This window comes from Polaromonas sp. AET17H-212 (assembly GCF_002379085.1).
Taxonomy (GTDB): domain Bacteria; phylum Pseudomonadota; class Gammaproteobacteria; order Burkholderiales; family Burkholderiaceae_C; genus Polaromonas.
In genome coordinates, this window is record NZ_NBZW01000018.1 from 65,857 (window position 1) to 92,113 (window position 26,257).

The following is a 26,257-nucleotide window of genomic DNA, read 5'->3' on the forward strand; positions in this document are numbered from 1 at the left end:
TGTTGCAGCGCTGCCGTTTGGACAGCAACAAGCAGAAACATTCTTATGGAAAAACCTGACACCGCCAGCAATATCGTCCTGAACGTCAATGGCATCGAGGTCATTTACAACCACGTGATCCTGGTGCTCAAGGGCGTGTCCCTGCAGGTGCCGCAGGGCCGCATCGTGGCCATCCTGGGCGGCAATGGCGCCGGCAAGACCACGACCCTGCGGGCCATCTCCAACCTGCTGCAGGGCGAACGCGGCGCGGTCACCAAGGGCTCGATCGAGCTGCGCGGCGAACGCATCGAAAACCTGTCGCCGGCTGACCTGGTGCAACGCGGCGTGGTGCAGGTCATGGAGGGCCGGCACTGCTTCGCCCATCTGACGATCGAGGAAAACCTGCTGACCGGCGCCTACACGCTCAAAAGCAAGGCCGAAGTGGCGGCCAACCTCGAGAAGGTTTACAACTATTTCCCGCGCCTGAAAACCCGGCGCACCTCGCAGGCGGCCTACACCTCGGGCGGCGAGCAGCAGATGTGCGCCATCGGCCGCGCGCTGATGGCCAGCCCCACCATGGTGCTGCTCGACGAGCCCTCGATGGGCCTGGCGCCGCAGATCGTCGAGGAGGTCTTCAACATCGTGAAAGACCTCAACCAGAAGGAAAAAGTGACCTTCCTGCTGGCCGAGCAGAACACCAACATGGCCCTGAAATACGCCGACTACGGCTACATCATGGAAAGCGGTCGCATCGTGATGGACGGCCAGGCCAGTGACCTGGCCAACAACGAAGACGTCAAGGAGTTTTACCTGGGCGTTGGCGGCGGCGAACGCAAGAGCTTCAAGGACGTCAAGAGTTACAAGCGCCGCAAGCGCTGGTTGGCATGAAGCCCCCACGGTTGCTCACTGCGTGTAGCGCCCGAGGCCTTGCAGGCCGCGGCTTGCGAGACGCTTCGCCCCTGTCGCCTGTCCAAAGCTGCGCAAGCAGCTTTGGAGCCGCAGGCTCCAGCCCCGCGGGGGCGCTGCGCCTGCGGTCCGGCAAAGCCGGTCCCGCGGCCCCTGCTGGTAAAGAGGGGAGCCCAACGCTCCCTCGGAGATCTTATGACTGAGTATTACGACGCGCTGGAAACACGGGACCCGGCCGCCCGCGAGACCCAGCTGATGGCGGCACTGCCGGTGCAGGTGGCGCACGCGCAAAAGGCGGCGCCGGCCTTTGGCGCCATTCTGGCGGGGCTGCAAGCCAGGGACGTCATGTCGCGCCAAGCGCTGGCACGGCTGCCGGTCACACGCAAGCACGAGCTGCAGGCACGCCAGCAGGCGGCTCGCGGCACCGACGTGTTTGGCGGCTTTTCCACGCTGCTGCGCGGCCCGAAGATGCCGCGCATTTTTTCATCCCCCGGCCCGATCTACGAGCCCGAGGGTACCGCCCCGGACTACTGGCGTGCCGCCCGCGCCCTGTTCGCCGCAGGTTTTCGTGCCGGCGACCTGGCCCACAACGCGTTCAGCTACCACATGACGCCGGGTGCCTTCATCATGGAATCCGGTGCGCATGCGATCGGCTGCAGCGTTTTTCCGGCCGGGGTGGGACAGACCGAGCAGCAGCTCCAGGCGATCGCCGAACTCCGGCCCGAGGCCTACATGGGAACACCCAGCTTCCTGCGCATCCTGGTCGAGAAAGCGCTTGAGACCGGCAGCGACATTTCCAGCCTGCGCAAGGGCCTGACCGGTGGCGAGGCGCTTCCGCCCAGCCTGCGCGACTGGTTTGCCGGGCACGGCCTGGCGGTTTACCAGAGCTACGCCACCGCCGACCTGGGGCTGATCGCCTACGAAACGTCCGCGCGCGAAGGCCTGGTGCTGGACGAAGGCGTGATTGTGGAAATTGTCCGCCCCGGCACAGGCGAGCCGGTGCCTGAGGGCGAGGTCGGCGAACTGGTGGTCACCACGCTGAACCCGGACTACCCGCTGATCCGCTTTGGCACAGGCGACCTCTCGGCAATACTGCCGGGCGCCTGTCCGACCGGGCGAACCAACACCCGGATCAAGGGCTGGATGGGCCGGGCCGACCAGACCACGAAAATCCGGGGCATGTTTGTACACCCCGGCCAGGTGGCCGACATCACCCGGCGTTTTCCGGAGGTGCTCAAGGCGCGCCTGGTCGTCACCGGCGAGATGGCCAGCGACAGCATGACGCTCAAGGTGGAAGCCTCCGCCATGCCGCAGGGGCTGGAAAGCCGGATCAGCGAGGCGATCCGCGATGTGACCAAGCTGCGCGGTAATGTCGAGTTGATGGCGCCGGGCAGCCTGCCCAACGACGGCAAGGTCATCGAGGACGCCCGAAGTTACAAGTAGGGCCCCCACGTTCGCGCACTGCGTGTCGCTCTCTGCCCCCCGAGGGGGCGCTGCGCCTGCGGGCCGGCGGAGCCGGACCCGCGGCCCCTGCTGGTAGAGAAAAACCACCCACGCTCGCGCACTGCGTGTCGCTCTCTGCCCCCCGAGGGGGTGCTGCGCCTGCGGTCCGGCCAAGCCGGTTCCGCAGCCTTGGCTGGTTGCGCATACGGCACGGCTCCCGGGGGGCTGAGTGCTTGTCCTTACGTAGTTTCCGCGATGACGGCGGCGCCTGTGGCCCCTACACTGAAGCCATTCAAATCAACGGAGATACTTGATGAAACGCCTGCTAGTCCTCGCCGCAGCCGCGACGGCGCTGTTCGCCAACGCCCAGACCTATCCCAGCTCCAAACCGGTTGCCATCGTGGTTCCTTTTGCAGCGGGCGGTCCGACCGACCGCGTGGCACGCGACTTGGCCGAGGCCATGCGCAAAAACATGCCCGGCGCCAACTTTGTCGTGGAAAACGTCAACGGCGCCGGCGGCACGATTGCTGCCACCAAGGTCGCCAAGGCCAACCCGGACGGCTACACGCTGCTGCTGCATCACATCGGCATGGCCTCCGCCCCCGCGCTGTACCGCAAGCTGCAATACAAGCCGCTGGAGGACTTCGAGTACCTGGGCATGATCAATGAAGTGCCGATGACGCTGATTGGCAAGCCCCAGTTGCCAGCCAACACCTACCGTGACTTCGAGAACTACATCAAGGCCAATGCCGGCAAGCTCAACATTGCCCATGCCGGCCTGGGTTCAGCCTCGCACCTGTGCGGCCTGATGTGGCAGGCGGCGATCAACGCCAAGGAAGCCATGACCACCATTCCGTTCGGCGGTACCGGCCCGGCGATGAATGCGCTGGTCGGCGGCCAGGTCGACCTGATGTGCGACCAGACCACCAACACCACCGGCCAGATCGAGGCCGGCCGCGTCAAGGCTTTTGCCGTGACCACGGCTAAGCCCCTGTCCTCGCACAAGCTGCTCAAGGACTACCCGTCCCTGCAGGACATGGGCCTGAAAGGCTTCAACCTGACCATCTGGCACGGCCTGTATGCCCCCAAGGGCACGCCCCCGGCCATCCAGGCACAGCTGAACACGGCGCTCAAACTCGCGCTGAAAGACCCCGACTTCATCAAGAAGCAGGAAGGCCTGGGCGCGATCGTTGTAACCGACAAACGCGTGGAACCGGCGGCACACAAGGCCTTTGTGGCCAGCGAAATCGCCAAACTCAAGCCGGTGATTGAAGCCGCCAAACAGTTCGCCGACTAAACACCCCCTCCATGGAAAGCCGCCCGGCGAACAGCCCGGCGGCTTTTTTTTGCCCGTCCAACGCCCGGTGCCCCGGGTTATCCCACTGACACGATGACCCCGACCAGCGGTACAAACGAGCCATGCTCAAGCTACGCGTCATTGACTCCATCACCGAACTCGGTGCGGGAGACGAAGGCTGCATGGCTGTGAGCGGCTCCCATGGCGGTTTGAGTTCAGCACGTTACGCCCTCGCGGCGAGGCCCCTGCTGAGCGTCTTCAACGATGCCGGGGTCGGGAAAGAGCAGGCCGGCATTGCCGCGCTGGATTTCCTGCAGGCACGCAATCTTGCCGCCTGCACCGTTTCACACCTCAGCGCGCGCATAGGCGAGGCACAAAGCACCCTGGACGACGGCATCGTCAGTCACCTCAACGCCCTGGCCTTTGCCCAGGGCGTCCGTGTGAATGAACGATGCCACCAGGTCATTGACACCCTGCAATCACTCCAAAGGAAAACCCCATGAACCTCCACACTACCAACAGGCGCCGCCTGATCCATGCCGCTTGCCTGGCCGCCCTGACGGGCGCCATGAGCATGCCGGCCGTCGCCCAAAGCGCCTGGCCGACCAAGCCGGTGCGCATCGTCGTGCCATTTGCGCCGGGCGGCACCACCGACATCCTGGCCCGCGCCGTGGCGCCCGAGTTGACCAAGGCTTTCGGCCAGCCCTTCATCGTGGACAACCGGGCCGGTGCGGGCGGCAATGTCGGCGCCGACCTCGTGGCCAAATCCCCCGGGGATGGCTACACCCTGCTGATGGGCACGGTGGGCACCCATGGCATCAACAAGTCGCTGTACAGCAAGATGCCTTATGACCCGCAAAAGGACTTTGCGCCGATCACGCTGGTGGCCGGTGTGCCCAACGTGATGGTCATGAACGCCGAGAAGGCCGCCAAACTGGGCATCAACAACGTGGCTGATTTTGTCAAATACGCCAAGGCCCATCCCGGTCAGTTCAGCATGGCGTCAAGCGGCAACGGCACCTCGATTCACCTGGCCGGCGAACTGTTCAAGTCGCAGACCGGGATTTTCATGACGCACATCCCCTACCGCGGCTCCGGCCCGGCCCTGCTGGACCTGATAGGCGGCAACGTGGACGTCATGTTCGACAACCTGCCGTCGGCCATGCCACAGATCAAGGGCGGCAAGCTCAAGGCCTTTGCGGTCACCAGCGCCCAGCGCTCGACGGCCATGCCCGAGTTGCCCACGGTGGAGGAAGCCGGCAAGCTCAAGGGTTTTGAGGCCAGCAGCTGGTTTGGCCTGCTCGCACCGGCCGGCACGCCGCCCGACGTGGTCAACCGCATCCAGCAGGAAGTGGCCAAGGCCCTGGCCACACCGGCCATCAAGGAAAAAATGCTGGCCCAGGGCGCCATTCCGAGCGGCAACACCCCGCAGGAATTTGCCAAACTGATTGACGCTGAAATCGGCAAATGGGCGAAGGTCGTGAAGGCGTCTGGCGCGAAAGTCGACTAGCGGTCTTGCGAGTGCCGCGAGCGGGTTTCTTTTCAAGCAGGGGCCGCGGGTCCGGCTTCGCCGGCCCGCAGGCGCAGCGCCCCCTCGGGGGGCAGCGTATTACACGAAATGAAAAGCGTGGGGGCTCTATCTAGACGCCCCAGACCACCTCGTGACCCGCCTTGTGGTTGCGCTGCAGCATCTCGATGAAGGGCACGGCACGCTGGCGCAGCCCCAGGCCTTCGCCGGGCACGGGCGCCGGCGCCTCTTCGTCGTGGGACTCTTCCAGGACGATCGCGGCTTCCAGCGCCGCGATGGCCGCCGGCATCTGCTCGGGCAGGATGATGCCTTTGGGGCCAGCCTCCTTGCCGATGATCTCCAGCACGCGTCGGCCATTGGCCTCCAGCATGATCAGGTCGCCGGAAGCTTTGGACTTGAACTTGTAAAGCATGGCAGCTCCTTTTTTTTGCATGAACAAAAATGATTATGAGCGCGTCTTGGGCTGGCGGCTGTAGGCAGCGTTCCCGTTCCTGGGCGGGCCAGTGAAGCAAAATAGGCGCTTATGTTCAATATCCCCACCGCTCAAAAGCCCGCCGCCCAGGGACTGAGCCAGGACGGCCTGAGCCTGCTGTCACCCGCCGACCTGCCGGCCGCCCTGTCCCTGCCGCCTGGCTGGGCCGGGCAATGGTCCGGCCTGGCCGCCTCCTGGGACAACCTGCCGCCCGATGCCCACCTCAAGGATGGCGGCCACTACCGCCGGCGCCGGCACAGCTGCTTTGTCCAGGAGCTGCCCAGCGGGCAGTTGCAACAGACGCCGCACCGCGCCCACTGGCAGCCCACCGACTACAACGCCCTGCATGGCGGCTTTGAGCGCTGGTTCGAACCGGTCGAGCCGGCCGTCGCCGCCGCGCCGGCCTGGACCGCCCTGCTGTGCGCCCTGGGCCAGCTGTTTGCCCAGGTCCGGCCGGTGGCGCACTGGTACATCGAGGCCCACCAGTTCCGCATCGACACCGCAGGTGGCGTGGGCCGGCCCACGCCGGAAGGCGCGCACCGCGACGGTGTGGACTTCGTGGTGGTGATGCTGGTGGCGCGCCGCGGCGTCAAGGGCGGCGAGAGCCGGGTGTTCGACGCCAACGGCCCGCACGGCCTGCGTTTTCTCATGCAGGAGCCGCTGACCACGCTGTTGCTGGACGACGCCCGGGTGATTCATGAAACCACGCCCATCCTGCCGCTCGATGATGCGGCGCGGGACGGCTACCGCGACACCCTGGTGCTAACTTACCGGGCGAACGGATTCCAGTCCCCCTGAGCCCCCACGTTCGCTCGCTTTGCGTAGCTCTCTGCCCCCCGAGGGGGCGCTGCGCCTGCGGGCCGGCAGAGCCGGACCCGCGGCCCCTGCTTGAAATGAGATGCCTTCGCGGTCGCTTCTTCTTATCCGTTCTTCTGAGCTTGTCGAGGGATGGGGTTGCGTCCGCGGCAGTACGCGGCCCATAGGGGCAGCGTTAACCATGAGGCCCGGGTTCCGAAAACCGCTTGACGAAAATAGTTTAAACCTAAACAATTAAGACCCAATCAATCAACTTGAACGGTCTTTCCATGCGCATTCTTTGCCTGGGCGGCGGGCCCGCCGGTTTGTACTTTGCCGTGCTGATGAAGCTGCAGAATCCGGCCAACCAGATCACGGTGGTGGAACGCAACCGCCCGTTTGACACCTTTGGCTGGGGCGTGGTGCTGTCGGACCAGACCTTGGGCAACCTGCAGGTGGCCGACCCGGTCAGTGCGCAGCTGATTGGCGACGCCTTCAACCACTGGGACGACATCGAGGTGTTTTTCAAGGGCCGCTCGGTGCGTTCGGGTGGCCACGGTTTTTGCGGCATCGGCCGCAAGCGCCTGCTCAACATCCTGCAGGACCGCTGCATCGAGCTGGGCGTCGGTCTGGTGTTTGAAACCGATGTGCAGGATGACCAGGCCATCACCGAGAAGTACCAGGCCGACCTGGTGATCGCCAGCGACGGCCTGAACAGCCGCATCCGCAACCGCTATGCCGACACCTTCAAGCCCGACATCGACCTGCGCGCCTGCCGTTTCGTCTGGCTGGGCACCCACAAGACCTTCGACGCCTTCACCTTTGCCTTCGAGCAGACCGAACACGGCTGGTTCGCGGCGCACGCCTACAAGTTCGACGACAACACCTCGACCTTCATTGTCGAGACGCCCGAGGCCGTCTGGAAGGCCCACGGCCTGGACCAGATGAGCCAGGAAGAAGGCATCGCCTTCTGCGAACAACTGTTCGCGAAATACCTGGACGGCAACGCCCTGATGAACAACGCGACACACGTGCGCGGCTCGGCGATCTGGATCCGCTTCCCGCGCGTGGTCTGCGAACGCTGGGTGCACCACGAAACCATCCACGGCAAACCGGTACCCATCGTGCTGATGGGCGACGCCGCACACACTGCGCACTTTTCGATAGGCAGCGGCACCAAGCTGGCGCTCGAGGATGCGATCGAGCTGAGCCGCTGCTTTGCGCAACACCCGGCGGCGGACGATGCGCTGCAGGCCTATGAAGCCGTGCGTTCGGTCGAAGTCCTGAAAATCCAGAATGCGGCGCGCAACTCGACCGAGTGGTTCGAAAACGTGGACCGCTACAGCGGGCTGGACGCCGAACAGTTCTTTTACTCGCTGCTGACGCGTTCGCAGCGCATCAGCCACGAAAACCTGCGTGTGCGTGACGCCTCCTGGCTGCAGGGCTACGAGCAGTGGCTGGCCAGAAGTGGTGGCAAGCCGGCGCCGCCGCCCATGCTGCTGCCGCTGAAAGTCAGGGGACTGACGCTGAAAAACAGGATTGTGGTTTCGCCCATGGCGACCTACAGCGCCGTCGATGGCCTGCCCCAGGACTTCCATCTGGTGCACCTGGGCGCGCGCGCGCTCGGCGGCGCAGCCATGGTGTTTGCCGAAATGACCGCACCCTGCCCCGAGGGCCGCATCACGCCGGGCTGCCCGGGCCTGTGGAACGAAGACCAGATGCTGGCCTGGAAACGCATTGTCGATTTCGCCCACCGCTCGGGCGAAGGCGTGGCCATGGGCATGCAGCTGGGCCACAGCGGCCCCAAAGGCTCGACGCAGCTGGGTTGGGAGGCGCCCGACGAGCCGCTGCCCGCGGACAACTGGCCGCTGCTGGCGGCCAGCGCGGTCTCTTACGGACCAACCAACGCCATCCCGAAGGCGATGACCCGCGAGGACATGGACCGCATCAAGGCGCAGTTTGTCCAATCCACCCGTTATGCGGCGCAGGCCGGTTTCGACTGGCTGGAGCTGCATTGCGCCCATGGCTACCTGCTGTCGAGTTTCATCACGCCGCTGACCAACCAGCGTACCGACGACTACGGCGGCAGTCTGGAAAACCGCTGCCGCTACCCGCTGGAAGTTTTTGCGGCCATGCGCGCCGTCTGGCCGGCGGACCGGCCCATGAGCGTGCGCATCTCGGCGCATGACTGGGCGCCGGGCGGCAACACCGCCGACGATGCGGTGGCGATTGCACGCCTGTTCAAGGCCGCCGGCTGCGACTTCATCGACGTCTCCTCGGGCCAGACCACCCGCGCCGCCAAGCCCGTGTATGGCCGCATGTACCAGACACCGTTTGCCGACCGCATCCGCAACGAGGTCGGCATCCAGACGATCGCCGTCGGCGCGATTTCGGAAGTGGACCACGTCAACAGCATCATCGCCGCCGGACGCGCCGACCTGTGCGCAATTGCACGCCCGCACCTGGCCGACCCGGCCTGGACGCTGCACGAGGCGGCCAAGCTGCAAAGCCGGGCGGTGAGCTGGCCGAAACCCTACCTCAGCGGCCGGGACCAGATGTACCGCGAACTTTCCAAGCAAAAACAGGCCTGAGCCCTTATCCGACGGACACCAGCAGCTATCAAATAAGTAGTAAACGGGAGAGATGCCATGGACATGGAAGCACGAGGACACCGAGAACACCCGGAGGCGCTGCGCCTGTGGCTGCGCCTGCTGACCTGCACCCAGCTGATTGAAAAGCAGGTGCGCGGGCAATTGCGCGAACAGTTCGACACCACCCTGCCGCGGTTTGATCTGATGGCGCAGCTCGAGCGCAACCCCGACGGGCTGAAGATGAACGAGCTGTCGCGCCGCATGATGGTCACCGGCGGCAACGTCACCGGCATCACCGACCAGCTGGTGGCCGAAGGCCTGGTCGAACGCCTGGACGTCGAAGGCGACCGCCGCGCCTACCGCGTGCGCCTGACCCCACGCGGCCGCAAGACCTTCGACGAGATGGCGCGCCAGCATGAAGGCTGGATTGTCCAGGCCTTCGGCGGCCTGTCGCCGCGCGAAATCGACACCCTGCACAAGCTGCTGGGCAAAGTCAAACAGCACCAGACCGATCTGAACCAGGAAATGGAAAACGCATGAAACACTACATTGGCCCCAGCAACCCCATGCACGCGCAGTTCAATGCGCTGGCCGGTTACCAGGCACGCCACTTTGCCTATGCTTTTGATGCCGGTGTGGCCACCCTGAGCCTGAACCGGCCGGAGCGCAAGAACCCGCTGACCTTTGACTCCTACGCCGAGCTGCGCGACCTGTTTCGCGCGCTGAACAGCGCCACCGACGTCAAGGTGATCGTGCTGACCGGCGCCGGCGGCAACTTCTGCTCGGGCGGCGATGTGCATGAAATCATCGGCCCGCTGACCAAAATGGCCATGCCCGAGCTGCTGGAATTCACCCGCATGACCGGCGACCTGGTCAAGGCCATGCGCCTGTGCCCGCAACCCATCGTCGCCGCGATCGACGGCATCTGCGCCGGCGCCGGCGCCATGATGGCGCTGGCCGCCGACATGCGCCTGGGCACGGCGCAAGCCAAAACCGCTTTCCTGTTCACGCGGGTGGGACTGGCCGGCGCCGACATGGGCGCCTGCGCGCTGCTGCCGCGCCTGATCGGCCAGGGCCGCGCGTCCGAGCTGCTGTTCACCGGCCGCGCCATGACGGCGCCCGAAGGCCTGCAATGGGGATTTTTCAACGCCCTGCACGAGCCGGCCGAGTTGCTGGGCAAGGCGCAGGCACTGGCCGCCGAACTGGCTGCCGGCCCGACCTTTGCGCACGGCATGACCAAAACCATGCTGCACCAGGAGTGGGCCATGACGCTGGACCAGGCGATTGAAGCCGAAGCCCAGGCGCAGGCAATCTGCATGCAGACCAAAGACTTCACGCGCGCCTACGAAGCGTTTGCCAGCAAACAGAAACCGGTGTTCCAGGGAGACTGATGTGAGAGCCGACACCCGACACCTGGCCCTGCCATTTTTTGACGATGCGCACCGCGCACTGGGCGAGCAGCTCGCGGGCTGGGCACCGGCCCAGCAGGTGGACGAAAGCGACGACAGGCGCGCCTGCAGGCAGTGGGTGCGCCTGCTCGGTGACGCCGGCTGGCTGCGCTACTGCGTGCCCGCCAGTGCCGGCGGAGCGATGGACAAGCTCGACTCGCGCGCGCTGGTGATCCTGCGCGAAACCCTGGCCTTTCACTCCCCGCTGGCCGACTTTGCGTTTGCCATGCAGGGCCTGGGCAGCGGCGCCATCACGCTGGCCGGCACGCCGGCGCAGCAGGCGGCCTACCTGCCCGCAGTGGCCCGCGGCGACAAGATTGCCGCCTTTGCGCTGAGCGAACCCGACGCGGGCTCGGACGCCGGCGCGATGGCCACCAGCGCCGACGCTGCCGATGGCGGCTGGGCCCTCAACGGCTGCAAGACCTGGATCAGCAACGGCGATATCGCCGACTTTTATGTGACCTTCGCCAAGACCGACCGCGAAGCCGGCACACGCGGCATCACCGCCTTCATCGTGGACGCCGGCAACCCCGGCCTGGACAGCAGCGAACACATCGCAGTGATGGCGCCGCATCCGCTGGCCACGCTGAAGTTTGCCCATTGCAAGCTCCCCGGCGAGGCGCAGCTGGGCGCGCTCAACGGCGGCTTCAAGCTGGCGATGCAGACGCTGGACATCTTCCGCGCCTCGGTCGCCGCGGCCGCGCTGGGCATGGCGCGCCGCGCACTGTTCGAGGCGGTGCGTTTTTCGCGCGAACGCAAGATGTTCGGCCAGACCCTGGCCGACTTCCAGCTGACGCAGGCCAAAATCGGCGAGATGGCGGCGCTGATCGATGCCGCCGCCCTGCTGACCTACCGCGCCGCCTGGCTGCGCGATGACAGCGAAGCCAGCGGCGCCGGCAAACGCATCACCGCCGAGGCCGCCATGGCCAAGATGACGGCCACCGAAAACGCCCAGCGCGTGATCGACATGGCCCTGCAGATGCACGGCGGCCTGGGCGTGAAAGTCGGCACCAAGGTCGAAAGCCTGTACCGCGACATCCGCTCGCTGCGCATCTACGAAGGTGCGACCGAAGTCCAGCAACTGATCATTGGCAAGGCGGTACTGCAGTCATGAGCACCTCCTCCCACCCCTCCGTCCAGACCGACCGCTTCGTGCATGATCGCCTGCCGCCGCCGGACCAGTGGCCGCAGATGCGTTACGACCTGCCGGAGCTGCAAATCCCGGCACAGGCCAACCTGGTGGATGTGCTGTTTGAGCGTGCTGACAAGCGCGGCTTGTCGGACCGGCCCTTCCTGCGCTCCGACAAGATCATCCTGAGTTATGCCGATGCCCATGAACGCGTCAGGCGCATCGCCCAGGTGCTGACCGAAGACCTGCAGCTGGTGCCCGGCAACCGCGTGTTGCTGCGCGGCGGCAACACCATCGGCATGGCGCTGGCCTGGCTGGGGGTGGTCAAGGCCGGGCTGGTGGCCGTGGCCACCATGCCGCTGCTGCGCGCCAAGGAACTCGGGGAAATCATCGCCAAGTCCCAGGCCACGGTGGCGCTGTGTGACGCCAGCCTGCTGGCCGAGCTGCAGGCTGCCCGCGAGCTGAACCCGACGCTGGCCACCATCGTGCCCTTCAACCTGAACGAGGCCGGCGCAATGGCCGTGCGTGCCGCCGGCAAGGACGGCCAGTTCGCGCCCTGCCGGACCTCGGCCGACGACATCGCGATGATGGCCTTCACCTCCGGCACCACCGGCACGCCGAAAGCAGCCGTGCACACCCACCGCGACGTGCTCGCTGCCTGCGAGGCCTGGCCGCGCCATGTGCTCCAGGCCACGCCGGACGACATCGTGATGGGCTCGCCACCGCTGGCCTTCACCTTCGGCCTGGGCGGCATGCTGGTCTTCCCGATGTGGGCGGGCGCCTCGGTGTATTACCCCGGCATCCCCTACACCCCGGAGGCCATGGTCAAGCTCATCAACGAGGTGGGCGCCACCCTCTGCTACACCGCGCCCACCTTCTACCGCCAGATGGCGCCCTTTGCCAGGCAGCATGGCGTGCCGACGCTGCGCATCTGCGTCAGCGCGGGCGAGGGCCTGCCCGACGCCACGCGCCAGCTCTGGAAGGAGGCGACCGGCATCGAGATGACCGACGGCATAGGCGCCACCGAAATGTTCCACATCTTCATTTCCGCCGCGCCGGCAGACGTGCGGCGCGGCGCCATCGGCAAGGTGGTGCCCGGTTACACCGCGAAGGTGGTGGACGACGAGGGCCAGGAAGTCCCGCGCGGCACCATCGGCAAGCTGGCGGTCATCGGGCCCACCGGCTGCCGCTACCTGGACGATGCGCGCCAGGCGAACTATGTGAAAAACGGCTGGAACTACCCCGGTGACGCCTTCCTGCAGGACGCCGACGGCTACTTCTTCTTCCAGTCCCGGGCCGACGACATGATCATCACCTCGGGCTACAACGTGGGGGGGCCCGAAGTGGAAGACGCCTTGCTCAAGCACCCGGCGGTGGCCGAATGCGGCGTGATCGGCGAGCCCGACGAGGAGCGCGGCATGATCGTCAAGGCCGTTGTCGTGCTCAAGCCCGGCCAGGAAGCCGGCGAGGCCATGACCCGGCAACTGCAGGACCATGTGAAAGCCACGCTGGCGCCGTTCAAGTACCCGCGCCGGATTGAGTTCGTGGCCAGCCTGCCGCGCACGGAGACCGGCAAACTCCAGCGCTTCAAGCTGCGCCAGCATTGAGAGACACATGAAATTCACCACCCACAAGCTGATCCGCTTTCACCACTGCGACCCGGCCGGCATTGTTTTCTACCCGCAGTACTACTACCTGCTGCATGAAGCGCAGGAAGACTTTCTGGCCCACATCGGTTTTCCCGAGCACGAGATGATTGCCGGCGGCCTGGGCGTGCCCATCGTGGACATGAAAACCGAGTTTCTCGGCATGTGCCGCTATGGCGACGAGGTCAGCATCGAGCTGAGCCTGACCCGGCTGGGCCACACCAGCATTGGCATGTGCTATGAAATTCATAGCAATTTACCCAACAAGGACGGAGGCCAGACCCTTAAATTGCGTGCAAACTCGGTGGTCGTCTGCGCCGAAATCCCCAACGGCAAGGCTTTGCGCATTCCTGACGGATGGCGCGAAGCGATGCTGCCTTATCTGCAAACCCCACTGGAAGACAAGCCATGATGAAACTATTGCAACCGGACGGCTGGGCAGCGCCCAGGGGTTACGCCAATGGCGTGATGGCCCGAGGCGCGCTGATTTTTGTAGGCGGGCAGATCGGCTGGAACGCCCAACAGCAGTTTGAAAGCGACGACTTCATCGCCCAGACCCGCCAAGCCCTGCAAAACATCCTGGCCGTGCTGCAGGCCGGCGGCGCGGGGCCGGAGCACATGGCACGCATGACCTGGTACGTGGTGGACCGCGTGGAATACATCGCACGGCTCAAGGAGCTGGGTGCGGTGTACCGCGAGGTGATGGGCAAGAACTTTCCGGCCATGACCTGCGTGGAAGTCTCCGCCCTGGTGGAGGAGCGGGCCCGCATCGAAATAGAAGTGACGGCTGTCCTGCCGGATTGAGCTTCCGGCCCTGCCTCCCGATGCAGGCCAGGGCGCAGGCTGGGCGACGGCGTTGCGGCGCTTTTCTGACTTAAGATGAGTCAAAATTGGCAATGTTGACGTCAACGCATCTGGAGACCCACGTGCACCTCCTCCCACCCACACCCACCAGGCTTGCATTTCATGGCTGATCAGACATCCGGTTTCAAGCAGATCACGCCCGAGCCCGAATTCGGCCTGGCCGAGGCCCAGCGAAGAATGCAGCAGCAGCTGATGGAAATGACCGGGGTGGCCCAGTCCGTCTTCCACCTGGACACCCAGCAGCTCAGCTGGAACCCGCGCGCCTATCAGCTGTTTGGCATGCCTGCAGGCACCCCCATGACGCTGGAAGCAGCCATGGGCCTGGTGTATCCGGACGATTTGGATTTGCTGGTCCGGGCGCGCGACCAGCTGCGCAAGACCCCGGGGGCCATCGAACTGGACTACCGCGTCATCCGCCCCGACGGCGGCCTGGTGGACGTGCATGCCTTGCTCTATCTGGAGTCCGATGCCCAGGGCCGGCCGTTGGCTTACATCGAAATGAGCCTGGACGTTACCGAGCGCAAACGGGTGGAAAACGCCCTGCTCCAGTCTGCGCGCTTGTGCCGGGCACTGGACCAGGTTTCCACCGATGGTTACTGGGAACAGACCGCCGCTGCGCAAGGCGGCAGCCCGGCAGACACACGGTCGGCCCCCCTGCAGAGTCCCAAGGCCGCCAGCCAGGGCCTGCAGCGAAAAATGCGGGTGCTGTATGTGGAGGACAACATGTACAACCTCATGCTGTTTGACGACGTCATGCGAACGCGCGACGATGTCGAGGTCCGCATGGCACAAAACGGTGTCCAGGGCTTTGAGGTGGCCGGCAGCTGGTTGCCCGATGTGCTGGTGCTCGATGGCCGGCTGCCGGATACCCATGGGATTGATCTGCTCAAACGCATGCGGGAGATCCCGGGCCTGCGGGCAACGCCGGCCTTCATGTGTTCGGCCGACACCCAGCCGGAGCACAGGGTGCTTGCCGAGCAGGCAGGATTTGCCGGTTACTGGACCAAACCAGTGGACTTTGACAAGGTGTTCGACGAGCTCGACCGGGTTGCAGCCGAAACCGAGTTGGGTTAGGGCCTTTTTTGCGAGTGCACAAACCGGGTGACCAGGCCCCAGGCGCCGCCTTCACAGGCGCAGGTGGCCCGCATGGATGGGGCCTGCTGCGCATCCACTCCAGCTGACAAGCCGCCTGTCCCCACCAGGCGGCTCCGGCAATTACTGGATGTCCTGCACCGGCGTCACGGAACTCTCGCGCACGATCAGCCAGCGGTCGCCCACCCGCTCCCATTGCAGGGTTTTGGTCACCACGTCCCGGTAGTTGGCCGAGCGGTAGGTCTGCCGGAATGTCGCCGTTGCATGGGTAGCGTCGGGCGTGGCAACCGACAGTTCGCTCACTTCCACAGAAATATCAACGGCACGCGCCAGAACCGCCTTGCGCTTTTCTTTCCAGGCGTCCCGGTCACCCTCGTTGGACGGCACAAAGCCGGGCGCATAAAAGCCAAGGTAAGCATCCACATCCCGCGTTGACCAGGCCGCGCGCCAAGCTTCCAGGGCATTGCTGATCTCGCTGCTGCCGCCAGCCTCTGGCACCGCGGCCGGCACCGGCGCCGCAACGGGCACTGGTTTGGGCGCTGCCGCGGAGGGTGTCGGCTGCAGGGCGGGCCTGGCGGCCGGCGCAGACGCCAAGGCCTGCTGCGCGGCACGTTCGCGCGCATTGGCCAGGGCCGTCTGCTGTTCCAGCGTCCGCCGGAGTTCGCTGCTCCCGGAACCAGCGGGCGTTGTCGCCGGTGTCGCAGGGGCAGGCGGTGCAACTGGTGTGGCCGGAGTGGCCAGTACAGGGACTGGCGCCAGACGGCCACCCGCCAGGGGCAAGGGCGTCGCGGTGGGTGCAACAACTTCCTGCACCGCGCGCTCGCGCGCGTTCAACAGCGCGGTCTCCTTCAACTGATCGGCGGCCCGCTGGATCAGGGCGTCCTTGTCCACCACATACACGCTAACAGGCTCGGCCGGACAGTGCTGCGAAGCGTCTTCACCGTCGCTCCACTGATCCAGCCCGGAAAAGCCGCCTGTCTCGATTCTGGAAAGCTCAAGGGCAGCCAACAGCGTGCCCAGACCCGCCTGCGTCCTGGCGTAAGCGATGTTGAGGTCTTGCTCGGCGTTGGCCACGGCACGCTTGGCCTGGAACAGTTCGTTCTCCGTGTCCAGCAAATCCAGCAGCGTGCGCTGGCCGATGTCGAATTGCTGGCGGTAGGCATTGCGCGCTTTCTCGAGAGACACCTTGTTCTGATCAAGATAGCCCAGCTGCTCCTTGAGCTTGCGCGAATCGTTGTAGGCGATCAGCAGCGTCTGCCGGATGTCGCGGCAGGTCTTGTCGCGCAAGTCCTTGGCCACATTGAGTTGCTCGGCAAACTGGCGCTCCCGCGCCCGGTCGCTGAAGCCGTTGAACAGGTTCCAGCTCATGACCACTTCCGCCACGGTGGCGTCGGTACTGCCCGTGACGCCGTTCAGGTTGGCGCCCTGCTCGCGGCGCAAACGCAGGTCGAAACGCGGCTGGTAAGCACCGCTGCGGGAGGCCAATGCAGCATTGGAAGCACGCACGTTTTCAATCGACGCGCGCAAGGCCCCATTGCGTTGCTGCGCGCTGCGTATCGCACCGGATGCGTTCTCCGGAATATCCCGCATCAACGGCGCAGGCACCGGCATGTCCCGGGTTGGCATCAGGCCCACAATTCGCTGGAAACGCGCCGTGGTGTCGTGCAAGTTGGAGGTTTCGATCAGCAGATTGGACTCAGCCACGGCCAGACGCGCGGAGATCTGCTCCAGATCGACGGCCCGCGCCACCTTCGCCTTGACGCGTCGCTCTGTCTGGTCAAAAACCGAACGGTGCTGGACAAAATTGTCCTCGGCCAGGCGCAAAAGCTCCCGGTAGCGCAAAACATCGTAATAGGCGCGCACCGCTTCAAGTGCCACACTCTCCGAGGTGTCCAAAAACTCGAACAGGCGCACCAGCCGCGCATGGTCAAGCCGCTTGACGTCGTTGCGCGTGGCAAAGCCGTCGTAAAGCAGCTGGGTGATGGTCAGGGACGCTGAATTGCGGTCGAAGCGGCTGCCAATCGTTGCAGCCGCATTGCGCCGCTCCGCGCCGCTGCCGGCTGCGAGATCGACCTTGGGCAACAAGGCGCCGGCGCCAACATCACGCTCACCGTCGGCGGCCTTGATGGTGTGCCAGCGCGCGAGAACTTCGGGGTTGTTCAGCACCGCATTCTGTGCGGCTTCCTTGAGCGTCAGCGGCTTGCCAGTTGCCTGGGCCAAAACCGACGCCGGAAACACCAGCGCCAGGGCGCTGAACGCAACACCGGCAAGCATCAGCGCGGCCAGGGTGTTTTTCAGGCAGTAGCGCACGGCAACGCGCTGGCCATGCGAAAAAGTACCAGCAACAAGAGGGGCCAGCAGGGACTGTCTCAAGTTCATGCGATCCACAGCTTCGCCGTTACACTGACAGAACCCGACGTGCAGGCAGTGGCAGCCGGGGTCAGCATGGCAAAGCGTTTGGGTTGCTTTTCTGGCATCTTTTTACTCTTTGCTACAAATGGACGCGCACTGTGCAGACTGCGGAATGATCGAGCCATCAACTTGAGTGATTAGAAAATCATTCGAAATCAGGTTAACAAATCACCGTTAGTTACTGTTTTATATAGATATTTTCATATTAACGCAGGATTTTCCGAAGAGCAATTAATATCCGGGCGAATTTCACCACTGCGGCGAAAACGAAACACTTGAAGCACCTCCCCAAAGCCGCCCTGATTGTCGTGCTGCTCGTTCTCGGGGCGCTGAAGGTGGCCGCGGTTGATTTTGACCGCATGCAAAGCGTCCTGACCCAGCGCTTTGGCCCGACCGCCCGCGAATCATTCCGCGACTGGCAAAAACTCCTGCAGAGCAGCGCGGACCAGACGGCATCGGTCCAGCTCAGGCGGGTCAATGACTTTTACAACCGCCGGATCAGGTTCGGGGAAGACCAGCCCATCTGGGGACAAAGCGACTATTGGGCCACCCCGATGGAAACCCTGGGCAAAGGCGCGGGCGACTGCGAAGATTTTGCAATCGCCAAGTATTTCACGCTGCTGCTGCTCAACATTCCTGACGAGAAATTGCGCCTGATCTATGTGCAGGCCCGGTTGGGTGGCGTCAACAGCAGCATCACCCAGGCCCACATGGTGCTGGCCTATTACCCGTCCCCCGAGGCCGAACCCCTGATTCTCGACAACCTGATTGACGACTTGCTGCCTGCATCGCGCCGCCCGGACCTGCAACCGGTGTTCAGCTTCAACAGCCAGGGACTCTGGCAAGGCGCCTCCGGCGCGCGAGGCGCCGGAGGCCCCGCCAATCTGACCCGGTGGCAGGAGTTGCTCAGGCGTGCCCGCGCCGAAGGTTTTGACTGAACCCATTTAGAAACCGCTATAAGAACTGTTCCGAGGGGAATCTTCCATGTCGATGTACCGCCAAATGTGGCTCGCAATCATTCTCAGCACGCTGCTGGCGCTGCTGGGTGGCCTGCTGGCGTCCACGCTGAACGCCCGAAGCTACCTGAGCGAGCAGCTCAGCGCCAAAAACACCGACAACGCTACCGCGCTGGCACTGGCGCTGAGCCAGCAGCGTGCCGATGCGGTCATGGTGGATCTGACGGTGTCGGCCCTGTTCGACAGCGGCCACTATGCCCTGATTCGTGTTGTGGACCCTCTTGGGAAAACCATTGTCGAGCGGATCGCACCGGCCACGGCACGCACCGTGCCGACCTGGTTTGTGCAGGCGCTGCCGCTGAACGCGACACCCGGACAAGCGCAGATCAGCAACGGCTGGACCCAGCTCGGCACCCTGACCCTTGTCAGCGACAGCCATTTCGCCTACCTGGCGCTGTGGAAAAGCGTCGTGCAACTGGTGGTCGCCCTGGGCCTGTCGGGACTGCTCGGCGGTTTCCTCGGGGCCATGATCCTGCGACGCCTTCGCGAACCGCTGCAGCGGGTCATCAAGCAGGCCAGCGACATCAGCGAACGCCGTTTTGTGCTGATTGATGTGCCGCAAGTGCCAGAACTCAAACAACTGGCCCTGGCCATGAACAGCACGGTCACCCGGCTCAAGACCATGTTTGCCGAAGAAGCGCAACGCCTCGAGGTGCTTCGTATCAGCGCCAATTACGACCCCCTCACGGGCCTGGCCAACCGGACCTTCTTTCTGACCCAGTTGCTGGACTCGCTGGACACCGAAGAGGCCACGGGCGGCACGCTGCTGCTGGTGCGTCTGGCCAATTTCTCGCGACATCACCAGCGCCTGGGAACGCCGGCTGTCAATGAACTCCTGAAAGCCTTCGCTGCGGTGCTGGACCGGCACGCCGCGCAGGCCCACGCGGTGGCAGCACGCATCGGTGAATCCGATTTTGCGCTGCTGGTGCCAGGCCCGACCGGTGCGCATGAGGTGGCGCGCAAGCTGCTGGCGGCGCTGGTGGAGGCGAGTGCCGCCCTGACCGGAAGCCGGCCCGCTGCCTACATCGGCATGGGCAAGTTGCAGCACGGACAGGACATGGCGGGTTTGATGGCCCAGGTCTCGGGCGCACTGGTGGCGGCCGAGGCGACAGGCGACAACGCCATCCGCGAGGCTGGCAGCGAAACCACCACCGAAAATGACCCTCAAACAGCAGACCTGATCAGGCAGGCCGTCGCCAATGGCCAGGTTCGCCAGCTCACTTTCCCGGTCCTTGATCTGAAAGGACATCTCGTCCATCGGGACTGCACCACGGAACTGATGCTGGATGGCTCCCAGGCCTGGCAGCCCACCCGGCACTTCCGGCAAGTCGGCGAGGCTTTTCAACTGATGCCGCTGATCGATCTGTCGGCGATCCGGCTGGCGCTTGGAAAACTGGGCAGCGATCCGGGCTTGGTCGGCCTGGCGGTCAGTGTGTCGGCACTTTCTGTCAGCGACAAAGACTTTCGCTCGCACTTGCTGGACATGCTCAGGGGAAACCAGGAAGCGGCCCGCCGCCTGTGGCTGGAGGTGCCGGAAGCTGCGGCCGTCCAGCACCTCGACAGTTTCCGCGAATTCGTCGCCGACATCAGAAAAGCCGGTAGCCGTGTGGGACTGGGCCAGTTTGGCCGGCATTTCAGCCAGGTCGATGCGTTGCACGATCTCGGGCTCGATTTCCTGAAGGTCGATGCCAGCTTCATCCGGGGCCTGCAATACAGCACGGACAACCAGCTCTTCCTCAAGAGCCTGGCAAGCGTGGCCCACAAAATGGGCATGCAGGTTTATGCCGACGGCGTGATCGACCGCGCGGAACTGGCAGCCCTGGAAGGGGCGGGCTTCGACGGAGCGTCGGGGCCTGCTGTCAAAGAGCCCGTCTGACAACCACCGACCCACCGCCCTTAAAAGAAGCCGCCGGATCAAAAAGATCCGGCGGCTTCTTTTTGCCAGCGACCGGGCGCGTCAGTCCGTGTTGAGTTTTCCTCTGGTCAGCAGGTCCTGAATCACCTGCTGGTCGGTGGTGTACACGCCAATCATGTCGACACCGGACAGCACAATCCGCTGATCGACGGCGCCGGTAACCACTCCGGAGGGCGCCCCCACCGCATGCGGATCGCTGGAGAAACCGCCTGTGCTGCTGATGTGAACAATCGTGTCTGAACCCGATTTTTCGAAGTGCAGGAAGTTCGCCAGATTGCCCGGACCGGCGCCGGCCATTTCGCCGACCAGCAAGTCGCGCAAATCCAGGATATCGCCCCCGCCTGCGGGCAGGGCTGTATTGAAGTCGGTGACCGTATCTATTGCGGGCGTACCGGCCGCACCCCGGTCAGCCAGTTTCCATTCAAATATGTCTGCACCGGCACCGCCCGTCAACGTGTCGTTGCCTGCGCCGCCGATCAAGGTATCGGCGCCCGAGCCACCGATTAGTGTGTCGTTACCTGCGCCTCCGCTGAGGGAATCGTTCCCCGAGCCACCAAGGAGGACGTCGGCCCCACTTGTCCCGATAAGCACCCTGTCTCCGTCCAGACCAATGGTGACCATGCCTGTGTCGCTGTCGCCATTGGAATCCGAAATCTTGTAGCCCAGGTCCAGATCAAAGTTGACGTCGTAACGCACGGCGCTGATCGACGTGACACCCAACTTGTAAGAACTCTGGGTGCCCGCTTCAAACACCAGTTTTTCAATCGCTGTTCCGTCCGGCGACTTCACGGTGAAGCCACCGGAGCCGTCCAGGTCGGCATTGGTGACGTAAACCGAGAACGTGCCACCGCCAACCTTGTAGCCGGTGATCGTCAACTCATCTGGTGCCGACGCGGACGCACTGTCGAAGTTGAAAAGCGTGATCCGTAATGACCCCACGTCATCACGTACAGTCGTTTTCGCGGTGACACCGTCGGTGTAGGTTGCACCCGCCGCAGCAAAGTCCATGGTCAGCTTCTCGCCCGCATTCATCAGGTTGTTGTCGGTGCCGATGTACGTGGCGCTGGTGTTGACGGTATGCGTGGTGATGGTGCCGTCCAGCGTATTCATTGAAGTAATAACGGCGTCATAAGCAATGGCGCCCGTGGAGTCCTTGAAGCCCAGCACCAGGTCCGATCCGTTGCCGCCGCCGGGCAGCACAATGCCGCCATCGACCATCACCGAGGCCCCCATCAAGCCCGCCGGCTGGGTGTAGGTGATGTCGGCATTGCCCGAGCCGTTGAGCGCAATATTGACGGTGAAGACCGTGGTGGAAATCCCACCGATCATCGCCGTGCCCGCGGCGGTGATGCTGGCGCCACTCCCGCTGTACGTGACCGTGACCAAATGACCTTCCACATACATGCTGGGCAGGGTGGAGCCGGCCGAGTTCCACGAAAGGGTGTTGCCGCCGTCCGTCGACAGGTAGGTGGCAATTGACTGGGTGACGCTGCCGGAGAAGCCGGCTTCGTTGATGATCACAACGTTGGAATCGGCGATGGTCGGAACGTCGTTGACTCCGCTGGTCGGCTGGGCGACGGAGACAGAGATCGGCGTCGACGCATTGGCACTGTTGCTGGACTCCGTGCTAGTTGCCGTCGCCGTTAGATTGAAGGTACCGGTCGTGGCCGGCCGGTCTACTGTCAGCAGCAGCCCTGTCAATTGACCGGCGGGAACGGTCCAACTGTAGTTTGCACCCACAGTAGTGCGCGTCAGGACTGTTCCATCACTCAGCTTGAGGACGGCCGTGGCCGACAAGGTGGCCGTTGGCGCGGAGAACACGACACTGCCCAAAGACTCGCTGCCGTCTCTGTCGACCAACGTCTGGGTCGCATCGACACGGTAGGTGTAGGTCGGAACATCCTTTATCGACACGTCGTCGAGATAGACCTTAACGCTACTTACAGCGCCGCTGGTGAAGGTGAGGGCGTGGGAAGTCGCGGCGGCCGTCACCCTGAAGGTGGCGGTATTCAACGCTGTGGCGCTGGCGGTCCAGGTGATCGCGGAACTCAAAATCGTCGTCCCGCCAAAGGAAACGACGACGCCGCTCAGGGATGCCGTGCTAATTGCCAGATCCACACTGACGATGTACTCCTCCCCGACAGTCAGGTTAGAGATGGTCTGGCTCGCGCTCGCGTACTTGTTAGCAGCGGTTCCGGTCGCGAGCAGCAACGCGTTGCCGCTGATGCCGCTGACTCCTGAGCTCACATACGTGGCAGTGCCCTGATTAGTGGTGGACAGGGTCCAATCGACACTGGCAGCATCCAGCGCGCCACTGAGGACGTACTCGGTCGTCGGAGGTGGGTCATTCGCCGGTGCCGCCACTGTAAGCGAAATCGTCGGCGCGTCAGCCACCGCCGTTATCCCTACGGTCGCTCTTGCAGTTGTCACATTTCCGGTGGTGGTGTCGGTTTTCAGGACGGTGAAACTGTCGCTGCCCGAATAATTTGCCCCGGGCGTGTAGATCAGGTTGCCGCCCGACTGGGTCACCGTTCCGCTGCTGCCCTGTCCCAGCAGAGTGTAGGTGTAGCCGCCGGGCGCAGTCAGTGTGACCGCGCTGTCCTCGTTGGTGGTCGCCGTGATCGGGTCGACCAGGATGGTCGAAGTCGAGATGTCAGCGGAAACATTGGCCACGCCGGTGTCGCTGGTCATGACAACCACGCGCACCGCCTCACTGAGCTCGGTGAACGCGTCCGTCAGGGCACGGACTTTCACCTCGAAAGTCGGGCTGGAACCGGCCGCGAGAGTAATGCTGGTGCTCGCGCTGCTGATCCAGGTTGTGCCGCCATCGATGCTGTATTGGTAGTCGGTGCCGAGGGTGGCGCTGCCTTCGAACCGCAGGGTGACCGTCGTTGTCGTGGCCTTTGCAGAGCTGAGCTCAACGTCGAAGCTGCCGTCTGACCCCTCACTCAGGTAAGCAGGCCCACTGACCAGCAATGAGGGTTTGTCGTTGATCGTCGTCTGGCCAATGGCGGTTGTGTTGGCCATCCCCGTTGTGTTGCCGCTCATCGTCGCAGTGAGGGTGAGCGACTCGAGATCGTCGGCAACGGCGTCGAGGATCGTGGCAACCTTGACCTCGACGCGCTTCGTGGTCGAACTGAGGGTCACCGTGGAGCCGACGGTGTAGTTGGTCCACGCCCCGTACAGCTTGGTGGCGGGGTCCTGGACGCGGTACTGCAAGGTACTCGTGTAATCGATGCCGGCCTGGGCCTGGCCACCTACTGTGAACCCAATGTCGCTAAGAACACCACGGGCCTGGGCGAATTCGACAGCAAAGACCGCAGACCTGCCCTCATCCACGGGTAGCGGGTTCGATACCGTGAGCGCGTTGTTGACACTGAACGTGACGGTGTTGGGTGCAGAGTCTGTGAGTGATCCGTCAGAGACCGCAAAGTTGAAGCTCGTGGAATTGCCGCTCACCATGCTGGTCGGCTTGAACAGCAGCCCGCCTCCGTCGATGGTCGCCCTGCTGATCACCTGGCTTGCGGTCACGGCCGCCCAGCTCGCGCCGTTAAAGTAATAGAGTGTTCCCGTCGCGGGCAGCGTAGAGATCGTCACAGACTTCAGGGTGTCGCCTGCATCGGGATCCGTGAACCCAAAATCGGCAGCACTCAACACCTTGCTTGTGTTGATTGACAGTCCGATGGTCTTGTCCGTGCCCCCCGGCCTGTCGTTGGCGCCCGTGACGTTCACCGTCAGGGTCTGCGTCGCGCTCGCCCCGGCCGTGTCCGTCACCGTCGCCGTGAACACGTCCGTCGGCGTGCTGCCCGCCGGCAGGGCGTTGACCGCCGCCGCGTTGACCACGTAGGTGTAGCCGCCTGTCGATGCGTTGAGCGTCAGGATGCCGTAGGTGCCCACCTGCACGGTGCCGCCTCCGACGCTCCAGGTCTTGGTGTCGCCGGTGTCCACATCGGTCGCCGTGAAGCTGCCCGTCAAGCTGGCGAATGTGTCGGCTGCCGCCGTGTCCGTCACCGTGCCAGCGATCGCGCCCGAGGCCACCGGTGCGTCGTTGGCGCCCTGGATGGTGATCACCAGGTTGGTGCTGCTGGTCGCGCCGGCCGCATCGCGCACGGTGTAGGCGAAGGTGTCCGTCAGGGTGTTGGCGCTGGTCCTCAAGGCGTTGACCGCTGCGTTGGCGTTATTCACGGCGTAGCTGTAGCTACCGTCGGCGTTCAAGGTCAAGCTGCCGTAGGCTCCCGCCAGCACGCTGCCCACCGTGCCGCCGGCCACCGCGCTCACCGTCTTGGTGTCGCCCGTGTCCACGTCGGTGTCGTTGCTCAAGACGTTGCCGGTGGCGTTGGAGCCCATCGCCGTCCCCGCTTCGACTGCCGTGCCTGTGTCGGCTACAGCCACCGGGCCGTCGTTGCTGCCCTGAATGGTGATCACCAGGTTGGCCGTGCTCGTGGCACCAATCGTGTCCCTCATCGTGTAGGTGAAGGTTTCCGTCAGGGTGTTGGCGCTGGTTCTCAGTGCGTTGACCGCTGCGTTGGCATTGTTCACAGCGTAGCTGTAGCTGCCGTCGGCGTTGAGCGTGATGCTGCCGTAAGTGCCCACCAGGGCGCTGCCCACCGTGCCGCCCGTGATCGCCGACACCGTCTTGGTGTCGCCGCTGTCCACATCCGTATCGTTGGTGAGCACGCTGCCGGTGGCGTTGGAGCCCGCCGCCGTGCCCGCTTCGACTGCCGTGCCTGTGTCGGCTACAGCCACCGGGCCGTCGTTGCTGCCCTGGATGGTGATCACCAGGTTGGCCGTGCTCGTGGCACCAATCGTGTCCCTCATCGTGTAGGTGAAGGTGTCCGTCAGGGTGTTGGCGCTGGTCCTCAGTGCGTTGACCGCTGCGTTGGCGTTGTTCACAACGTAGGTGTACGTGCCGTCTGCGTTGAGCGTGATGCTGCCGTAAGTGCCCACCAGGGCGCTGCCCACCGTGCCGCCCGTGATCGCCGACACCGTCTTGGTGTCGCCGCTGTCCACATCCGTATCGTTGGTGAGCACGTTGCCGGTGGCGTTGGAGCCCGCCGCCGTGCCCGCTTCCACCGCTGTACCCGCATCCACGACAGCCACCGGCGTGTCGTTGGCGCCGTTGACCGTGACCGTCAGGGTCTGCGTCGCGCTCGCCCCGGCCGTGTCCGTCACCGTCGCCGTAAACACGTCCGTCGGCGTGCTGCCCGCCGGTAGGGCGTTGACCGCCGCCGCGTTGACCACGTAGGTGTAGCCGCCTGTCGATGCGTTGAGCGTCAGGGTGCCGTAGGTGCCCACCTGCACGGTGCCGCCTCCGACGCTCCAGGTCTTGGTGTCGCCGGTGTCCACATCGGTCGCCGTGAAGCTGCCCGTCAGGCTGGCGAATGTGTCTGCTGCCGCCGTGTCCGTCACCGTGCCGGTGATCGTCCCGCTGGCCACTGGCGCGTCGTTGGCGCCCTGGATGGTGATCACCAGGTTGGCCGTGCTCGTGGCACCAATCGTGTCCCTCATCGTGTACGTGAAGGTGTCCGTCAGGGTGTTGGCGCTGGTCCTCAGTGCGTTGACCGCTGCGTTGGCGTTGTTCACAACGTAGGTGTACGTGCCGTCTGCGTTCAAGGTCAAGCTGCCGTAGGTTCCCGCCAGGGCGCTGCCCACGTTGCCGGCCACGCCGGCTACTGCGCTCACCGTCTTGGTGTCGCCGCTATCCACATCCGTATCGTTGCTCAA

The 26,257-nt window shown here is 64.2% G+C and carries 19 protein-coding genes; 16 read left to right on the forward strand and 3 right to left on the reverse strand.

From position 1 onward, the window contains the following. Positions 1-45: 45 nt before the first annotated feature. The 5 genes from B7G53_RS14675 (at position 46) to B7G53_RS14695 (ending at position 5,135) form a co-directional block, all read left to right on the forward strand. Positions 46-867, forward strand: a complete 822-nt coding sequence (locus B7G53_RS14675) for an ABC transporter ATP-binding protein (protein WP_096668950.1) — start codon at positions 46-48, stop codon at positions 865-867. Between the two features lie 213 nt (positions 868-1,080). Next, the gene (locus B7G53_RS14680; protein WP_096668952.1) at positions 1,081-2,328 is read left to right on the forward strand and encodes a phenylacetate--CoA ligase family protein; all 1,248 of its coding nucleotides are present in this window, start codon (positions 1,081-1,083) and stop codon (positions 2,326-2,328) included. Between the two features lie 313 nt (positions 2,329-2,641). Then, the gene (locus B7G53_RS14685; RefSeq protein WP_096668954.1) at positions 2,642-3,625 is read left to right on the forward strand and encodes a tripartite tricarboxylate transporter substrate-binding protein; all 984 of its coding nucleotides are present in this window, start codon (positions 2,642-2,644) and stop codon (positions 3,623-3,625) included. A gap of 122 nt (positions 3,626-3,747) precedes the next feature. Then, a complete protein-coding gene (locus B7G53_RS14690; protein ID WP_096668956.1) occupies positions 3,748-4,128 on the forward strand; it encodes a hypothetical protein in 381 nt (126 codons plus the stop codon). Further along, a complete protein-coding gene (locus B7G53_RS14695) occupies positions 4,125-5,135 on the forward strand; it encodes a Bug family tripartite tricarboxylate transporter substrate binding protein (protein ID WP_096668958.1) in 1,011 nt (336 codons plus the stop codon). The genes B7G53_RS14690 and B7G53_RS14695 overlap by 4 nt, the downstream gene beginning before the upstream one ends. Before the next feature lie 130 nt (positions 5,136-5,265). On the opposite strand, the gene B7G53_RS14700 is transcribed toward B7G53_RS14695, so the two are convergent. Then, on the reverse strand, positions 5,266-5,565 hold the full coding sequence (locus tag B7G53_RS14700) for a DUF1840 domain-containing protein (protein WP_096668960.1): 300 nt from the start codon (positions 5,563-5,565) through the stop codon (positions 5,266-5,268). Positions 5,566-5,676: 111 nt separating this feature from the next. Between B7G53_RS14700 and B7G53_RS14705 the strand changes: the two genes are divergently transcribed. The 9 genes from B7G53_RS14705 to B7G53_RS14745 all read left to right on the forward strand — a co-directional run bounded on the left by B7G53_RS14705 (position 5,677) and on the right by B7G53_RS14745 (position 15,172). Next, positions 5,677-6,423, forward strand: coding sequence for a 2OG-Fe dioxygenase family protein (locus B7G53_RS14705; RefSeq protein ID WP_096668962.1), 747 nt, complete (start codon positions 5,677-5,679; stop codon positions 6,421-6,423). A 287-nt stretch (positions 6,424-6,710) separates the two neighbouring features. After that, on the forward strand, positions 6,711-9,011 hold the full coding sequence (locus tag B7G53_RS14710) for a bifunctional salicylyl-CoA 5-hydroxylase/oxidoreductase (RefSeq protein ID WP_096668964.1): 2,301 nt from the start codon (positions 6,711-6,713) through the stop codon (positions 9,009-9,011). A gap of 57 nt (positions 9,012-9,068) precedes the next feature. Next, positions 9,069-9,551 carry a MarR family winged helix-turn-helix transcriptional regulator gene (locus B7G53_RS14715; RefSeq protein ID WP_096668966.1) on the forward strand — a complete coding sequence of 161 codons (483 nt, stop codon included), beginning with the start codon at positions 9,069-9,071 and terminating at the stop codon, positions 9,549-9,551. Beyond that, the gene (locus tag B7G53_RS14720; protein ID WP_096668968.1) at positions 9,548-10,402 is read left to right on the forward strand and encodes an enoyl-CoA hydratase family protein; all 855 of its coding nucleotides are present in this window, start codon (positions 9,548-9,550) and stop codon (positions 10,400-10,402) included. The genes B7G53_RS14715 and B7G53_RS14720 overlap by 4 nt, the downstream gene beginning before the upstream one ends. A 1-nt stretch (position 10,403) precedes the next feature. Further along, complete coding sequence (locus B7G53_RS14725) at positions 10,404-11,573, forward strand: acyl-CoA dehydrogenase family protein (protein WP_096668970.1); 1,170 nt, start codon at positions 10,404-10,406, stop codon at positions 11,571-11,573. Next, on the forward strand, positions 11,570-13,195 hold the full coding sequence (locus B7G53_RS14730; protein WP_096668972.1) for an AMP-binding protein: 1,626 nt from the start codon (positions 11,570-11,572) through the stop codon (positions 13,193-13,195). The genes B7G53_RS14725 and B7G53_RS14730 overlap by 4 nt, the downstream gene beginning before the upstream one ends. Positions 13,196-13,202: 7 nt before the next feature. Further along, positions 13,203-13,646 (forward strand): acyl-CoA thioesterase, encoded by a 444-nt coding sequence (locus B7G53_RS14735; protein ID WP_096668974.1) that lies wholly within the window; start codon positions 13,203-13,205, stop codon positions 13,644-13,646. Then, positions 13,643-14,038 carry a RidA family protein gene (locus B7G53_RS14740; protein ID WP_096668976.1) on the forward strand — a complete coding sequence of 132 codons (396 nt, stop codon included), beginning with the start codon at positions 13,643-13,645 and terminating at the stop codon, positions 14,036-14,038. Before B7G53_RS14735 ends, B7G53_RS14740 begins: the two co-directional genes overlap by 4 nt. 162 nt (positions 14,039-14,200) lie before the next feature. After that, the gene (locus B7G53_RS14745; protein WP_096668978.1) at positions 14,201-15,172 is read left to right on the forward strand and encodes a response regulator; all 972 of its coding nucleotides are present in this window, start codon (positions 14,201-14,203) and stop codon (positions 15,170-15,172) included. A 141-nt stretch (positions 15,173-15,313) separates the two neighbouring features. Here the strand turns inward: B7G53_RS14745 and B7G53_RS14750 are convergent, their stop codons facing one another. Then, entirely contained in the window at positions 15,314-17,569 is a 2,256-nt protein-coding gene (locus B7G53_RS14750; protein ID WP_096668981.1) for a TolC family outer membrane protein, read from the reverse strand. Positions 17,570-17,877: 308 nt separating this feature from the next. Between B7G53_RS14750 and B7G53_RS14755 the strand changes: the two genes are divergently transcribed. After that, the gene (locus tag B7G53_RS14755; protein ID WP_240523335.1) at positions 17,878-18,540 is read left to right on the forward strand and encodes a transglutaminase-like cysteine peptidase; all 663 of its coding nucleotides are present in this window, start codon (positions 17,878-17,880) and stop codon (positions 18,538-18,540) included. A gap of 64 nt (positions 18,541-18,604) precedes the next feature. Continuing rightward, complete coding sequence (locus B7G53_RS14760; protein WP_217992620.1) at positions 18,605-20,494, forward strand: bifunctional diguanylate cyclase/phosphodiesterase; 1,890 nt, start codon at positions 18,605-18,607, stop codon at positions 20,492-20,494. An 81-nt stretch (positions 20,495-20,575) separates the two neighbouring features. Here B7G53_RS14760 and B7G53_RS14765 read toward each other — a convergent pair. Continuing rightward, positions 20,576-26,257, reverse strand: a 5,682-nt coding sequence (locus B7G53_RS14765; RefSeq protein ID WP_141396348.1) for a VCBS domain-containing protein, incomplete at its 5' end; no start/stop codon positions are given.

Coding starts and splice junctions, on each gene's coding strand:
- B7G53_RS14735 (WP_096668974.1), top strand. CDS start 13,203: ATGAAATTCACCACCCACAAGCTGATCCGCTTTCACCACTGCGACCCG.
- B7G53_RS14710 (WP_096668964.1), top strand. CDS start 6,711: ATGCGCATTCTTTGCCTGGGCGGCGGGCCCGCCGGTTTGTACTTTGCC.
- B7G53_RS14690 (WP_096668956.1), top strand. CDS start 3,748: ATGCTCAAGCTACGCGTCATTGACTCCATCACCGAACTCGGTGCGGGA.
- B7G53_RS14740 (WP_096668976.1), top strand. CDS start 13,643: ATGATGAAACTATTGCAACCGGACGGCTGGGCAGCGCCCAGGGGTTAC.
- B7G53_RS14705 (WP_096668962.1), top strand. CDS start 5,677: ATGTTCAATATCCCCACCGCTCAAAAGCCCGCCGCCCAGGGACTGAGC.
- B7G53_RS14685 (WP_096668954.1), top strand. CDS start 2,642: ATGAAACGCCTGCTAGTCCTCGCCGCAGCCGCGACGGCGCTGTTCGCC.
- B7G53_RS14760 (WP_217992620.1), top strand. CDS start 18,605: ATGTGGCTCGCAATCATTCTCAGCACGCTGCTGGCGCTGCTGGGTGGC.
- B7G53_RS14675 (WP_096668950.1), top strand. CDS start 46: ATGGAAAAACCTGACACCGCCAGCAATATCGTCCTGAACGTCAATGGC.
- B7G53_RS14715 (WP_096668966.1), top strand. CDS start 9,069: ATGGACATGGAAGCACGAGGACACCGAGAACACCCGGAGGCGCTGCGC.
- B7G53_RS14720 (WP_096668968.1), top strand. CDS start 9,548: ATGAAACACTACATTGGCCCCAGCAACCCCATGCACGCGCAGTTCAAT.
- B7G53_RS14730 (WP_096668972.1), top strand. CDS start 11,570: ATGAGCACCTCCTCCCACCCCTCCGTCCAGACCGACCGCTTCGTGCAT.
- B7G53_RS14745 (WP_096668978.1), top strand. CDS start 14,201: ATGGCTGATCAGACATCCGGTTTCAAGCAGATCACGCCCGAGCCCGAA.
- B7G53_RS14695 (WP_096668958.1), top strand. CDS start 4,125: ATGAACCTCCACACTACCAACAGGCGCCGCCTGATCCATGCCGCTTGC.
- B7G53_RS14680 (WP_096668952.1), top strand. CDS start 1,081: ATGACTGAGTATTACGACGCGCTGGAAACACGGGACCCGGCCGCCCGC.
- B7G53_RS14750 (WP_096668981.1), bottom strand. CDS start 17,569: ATGAACTTGAGACAGTCCCTGCTGGCCCCTCTTGTTGCTGGTACTTTT.
- B7G53_RS14700 (WP_096668960.1), bottom strand. CDS start 5,565: ATGCTTTACAAGTTCAAGTCCAAAGCTTCCGGCGACCTGATCATGCTG.